5 protein-coding genes are annotated in these 4674 nt (G+C 49.0%); 2 read left to right on the top strand and 3 right to left on the bottom strand.

The genetic code is table 11. The annotated features are described in order from the left end of the window. Together HOK28_00710 and HOK28_00715 are read left to right on the top strand one after the other, a co-directional pair. Positions 1–146 (top strand): hypothetical protein (locus tag HOK28_00710; GenBank protein ID MBT6431579.1); only part of this gene is annotated, 146 nt, incomplete at its 5' end. 41 nt (positions 147–187) lie between these two features. Further along, the gene (locus tag HOK28_00715) at positions 188–2275 is read left to right on the top strand and encodes a hypothetical protein (protein ID MBT6431580.1); all 2088 of its coding nucleotides are present in this window, start codon (positions 188–190) and stop codon (positions 2273–2275) included. 2 nt (positions 2276–2277) lie between these two features. Here HOK28_00715 and HOK28_00720 read toward each other — a convergent pair whose 3' ends face one another. The 3 genes from HOK28_00720 to HOK28_00730 form a co-directional block, all read right to left on the bottom strand. Continuing rightward, the gene (locus tag HOK28_00720; protein MBT6431581.1) at positions 2278–3021 is read right to left on the bottom strand and encodes an SDR family oxidoreductase; all 744 of its coding nucleotides are present in this window, start codon (positions 3019–3021) and stop codon (positions 2278–2280) included. A gap of 118 nt (positions 3022–3139) precedes the next feature. Beyond that, complete coding sequence (locus HOK28_00725; GenBank protein ID MBT6431582.1) at positions 3140–4294, bottom strand: hypothetical protein; 1155 nt, start codon at positions 4292–4294, stop codon at positions 3140–3142. 1 nt (position 4295) lies between these two features. Next, on the bottom strand, positions 4296–4674 hold a 379-nt coding region (locus HOK28_00730; GenBank protein ID MBT6431583.1), incomplete at its 5' end, for a YceI family protein.

Genomic DNA, 4674 nt, shown 5'->3' on the forward strand with positions numbered 1-4674 from the left:
CGGACGAAACGCTGACCTGTGCTGGGAAAATCATCAAAAAATATGAAGAAGATGATGAACGGAAAGTCGATTTAGAGATTGTCTCCACCAAAGAAGACGGCAGCGTTGCCCTTCAGGTATGGATGACGTTTGTGGTACCGAATTAGGCGAACTTCTCATCTCTTAGCAAACATGATAAACTTCGGCCATGATGCGCGAGTTCATTCTCTTAAAGAATCTTCTAATCATTGCTATACTCGCAGAGCTTCTCACCGGTTGCGACCAGATCCCACCTGAGCGTTTCGAAACCTATTCTCCCCTCATTTGGACCAGTGATTCGAAGTCTGAACTTATGCTGGCTCGAAAATTTCTCGATATTTATGAGGATAAATCGGCAAATCTGACCATTGAAGATATTCGTAAAATAGAACACGAGTTTGTTCCAGCACCGTCGACGATACCTGTATTTCCATTTACTCAGTCTGCAATCTGGTCTCGACTAAAACTACATCACCAGTCTAATGAATCACAACAAGTTTATATGGACATAGAATATTCATACTTTGACCATCTATCCATTTTTCAATTCAACCAAGACGGAACCTTGGTGAAGCAATGGGAACTTGGTGATACACTTCCCTTTGATAAGCGCCCTATCCAAGACCACTCTTTCGTAGTCCCGCTTCAGCTAAAGCCAACGACATCCTATAACATCTACGTCAGGCGTGACGCACAAGAAGCAATGTTCCTCGTGGAAAGCTTATGGAGCCCTGCTGAATACCGGGAACGTGATCGAAACGAGCAACTACTCGCCGGGATTTTTTACGGCGCCATGCTTATCATGCTCGTCTACAACCTGCTCCTTTACGCATCTACTCGCGAAATCACATACTTACTGTACTGCATTTATCTTTCTCTGCATGCTCTCTTCTTGTTTGCCTACCGTGGTTACGCATTCGAGTATCTTTGGCCCGCCTACCCTGAAATTCGTTCTATCAGCCTACAAATCTTAGTCCCTCTGGCCCACGCTTCCTTAACAATTTTCACTCAAAGTTATTTGAATACAAAAAATGAGTCACCAAAACATCACAGATACTTGTGGTATCTATTTTGGGGCAACCTGCTCTTGACCTTTTTGTTCCCACTGCTTCCCCATGCCTTGGCCATCCTGCTCACAACGATTATTCCACCATTCACATGCATCTATTTACTGGTGCTTGGTGTGCTTATGTGGGCCCAGGGCAACCAAGGAGCTCGGTACTTTATTTTAGCTTTCTCGGTAAACTTGATTGCCTACATCATGACCAGCTCTCTCATCGTCATGAACCCCAAGCTTGATCTGAACCTAAATGCAGCCGTTTTGATTGGCGGCTTGGTTGAAATTGGAGTGCTCCTGGAACTGGTACTGCTTTCCATTGGCGTAGGATACCGGATGCTTCTTCTGCGTAAGGAAGCAAATGAACTCCAAAAACGGAATTTGGAATTTCAAGAACGTGCCCGAGAAGCACTCGAGCAAGAAGTAAAAAGTCAAACCAAAGAGCTCCGCTCGACGGTACAAACCCTCAAGTCCACACAACAAGAGCTGCTGCAACAAGCACGCTTAGCAACCGTTGGTAACCTTGTAACCGGCCTTGCCCATGAAATCGGCAACCCCTTAAACCTAACCATTGGCGGTGCTCAAGAGCTTGAAGATATCATCGCTGAGTCAGTTGCAACTGAGCCTCGGGCGCTACCAAAACTTATGAACAAAATCAAAAGCTGTGCAGGCCTCATCACCCGTGGCAGCGAGCGCATTGAAGTCATTGTTCGTAACCTCAATCAACTAGCGCAAGCAGGGGATATGCCTAAGCAACGGTCATGCGAAATCCAAGCAACGCTTCAAGCGACACTCGAATTGATGGGTCACCGTCTCGGTCAAGAGAACATCAAAATCCAAATCTCCGAAACTCCAACGCCACGGGTAAAAGCCAACAGCAGTGAGCTGAGTCAAGTAATTCTCAACCTTATGCTTAATGCATGTGATGCAATGGAGAATGGAGGAAGCATTCAAATTAAGGTCCATCAGGATGATGACCATGTTCAGCTAGATATCATCGATTCTGGACCCGGTGTTCCAAAGGATATTAGAGAAAATATTTTCGACGCATTTTATACGACCAAAGAAAGCGGCACAGGTCTGGGACTGGCCATCAGCCATCAAATGGTTCATGACTGGGGCGGCAACCTGACTCTAGAAGAGTCTGAATCAGGTGCACACTTTCGATTAAAAATGCGAATTCAAGCCAACGACAGTTGAGGCTATGCATCGGCCGCCGCATCCAAAAACGCCGGCCTCTCGCCTGCTCCATCTAAAGTGATACTGCTTCCACTGATGTAGCTCGCCATGGGCGAAGCTAGAAATAAGCATGCGTTGGCCACATCTTCAGGTGTTCCCATACGCCCCATAGGTACCGTGGCCGCCACCCGTGCAATACCTTCTTCATCGCCATAATGAAGATGGGCTTGCTCGGTTCGTATCAATCCAGCAGTCACGGCCACCACACGAACTTTCGGCGCCCACTCGACCGCAAGACTCGCTGTAAGGTTTAACAACCCTGCTTTGGCTGCCCCATAAGCAGCTGTGCCGGGTGATGCCCTTGTGCCACTTACACTTGCCACGTTGATAATCACGCCGCCATCGTCTTGACCCTGCATCACCTTATTCGCAAACTGGGAAACATGTAGGGCTGCAATCAAATTGAGCTGAATAATCTTTTCGGAAAATCTTGGTGATGCCGTCGCTGCCTCAGCAAAAGGCGCACCACCTGCATTGTTCACCACAACATCCAAACGCCCCGCCTTTTTAGCGATGGTTTCTACCATTGAGGCTACCGCATCAGCATCGCGCACATCACAGGGCAGGAATGTTACCGATTCCTTGAGGTCTTCAGGCTCATTACGTCCACAGATAAAGACCTGAGCACCCTTCTCCACAAAGCGGTCGGTGATACCGCGGCCAATGCCTCGGCCGCCGCCCGTGATGAGTACCACACGATTTTCCATAGAGAGTTCAGTACCCAAGGGGTTTCTCCTAGAGTGAAGTTATAGGTGTACCTTGCCACAGAGCGCGGCTGCGGATCCAGCGTCGGCCGGTCAGGCCATGTAAGGGGTGAGATGAGACTTAGTAGACGATATGAATCTGGTCGATGACCTGAAACTGAGTTCCGCCATCAGAGCTGTGCAAGATACGCAGGTAAGGACCCACTTCCATCCAGGGAAGAATCTTCCAAGCGGTACCGATAATGGTACTGATGCGAGTGAGCTCAGATGAGCCAGGTACCATCTTCAAGCCGGTTTCGGAGTAAACATCGAGCCACTCCCAGGGATACCAACCCAGGCGTAAAATACCCATCATATCCATCTGTGAAGCTTCTCCTTCAACAGACTTGCGAAACTGAGTATCAAACTCAGCCATCACGTAGCTGTGCCCGTAAAGCTTGGCTCGGGTGAACACACCTACTGCTAACCTTTGCGAGAGTTCACTCATGCCGCCCAGAAAGCTTAGGCCAAGCGCTGCGCGCCCGGTCCATTGATAAGCTACCGTTGCCGATAAGCCTCGCTCCTGAACTTTGGGATCACCAACGAGATAGTTTCCAGCAAAGCCCATGGCCGCCACCGACCAATCCTCGGTATTCCAGTCGACTTGCACGCCATAGGTTTGGTCGTATTTGTCAAAATCTAAATCCCGGCGCGTGTATACAGTGTGGTCAGCGTGACGAATCCCAAAAGGCTGGGTCATTCGCCCGGCGCGAAGCGAAAGCTCATCGCTAACTCGGTATTGCAGCCAGTGGTGCCGTGAAAATGCGGTCATCTCACTGCGGGTAGCGCCTGCTTTCCTACTTGAGATTGAGCCATAAGCGGTGACCGGACCGTAAGCGAGTACGAGCTGCGGTTCGATGAGCATGGGAATCACGATAAAATCGCTGTTTGAGCCAACATCTGCGGAAGCCATAAGAAACAGTAGCCGGGTATCAAGCCCAACGTCCCACTGGAAGGCAGCGTTGTCATCATCGTCGTAACCGGTGACGAGATTCTTCGCCATGGTTTCTCGAAGCTCCTCAAGAAACTCGACCTCAATGGCATCCGGTAAAAATGCTTGCTGAGTGGCCACACCGTATGCGTTGGCCATCGCTCCTCCATCTGGAGCGTAATGACAACTCGCGCAGTTTGTGTAGCCCTTCGCGATAAACTGCGGATAAGCCGCAGCGTCTTGAACACCTATGAACCCGGAACAGAATATCAAAGCTAGACATCTGGTCAGATGCAATCGCCACATATTATTGCTTCCTCGTTAAAACCATTTGAGCTTCCATTTGAATCTCTTTATCCATCTTCACAACCATGAACTTGGGCTGCTTGATGCCAAAGTCGCCGATGTCCAGCGCCCAGGTTGCCTTGAACGCAATCTTATCTGCACCGACCTCAGAAGCAATCAGCAGAACCTTTAAGACCTTCTCCTTGCCGTGGATACCAAATGTTCCTTCAAGAATCTTCGACTTGCCTGGAGCCGGCAAAACCACTTCAGCGGCCTTGAAGGTCACCATCGGAAACTCTTTTGTTTCGAGATACTTTTTGTACATATGACCATCACGCTGGTCCATGCCGGTTTTGATGTCTTCGGCTTTGAGCGAAAACTCAAGCGCAGTAAGCTTTTGA

This window comes from Deltaproteobacteria bacterium, from assembly GCA_018668695.1.
In the GTDB taxonomy this organism is placed as follows: Bacteria; Myxococcota; XYA12-FULL-58-9; order XYA12-FULL-58-9; family JABJBS01; genus JABJBS01.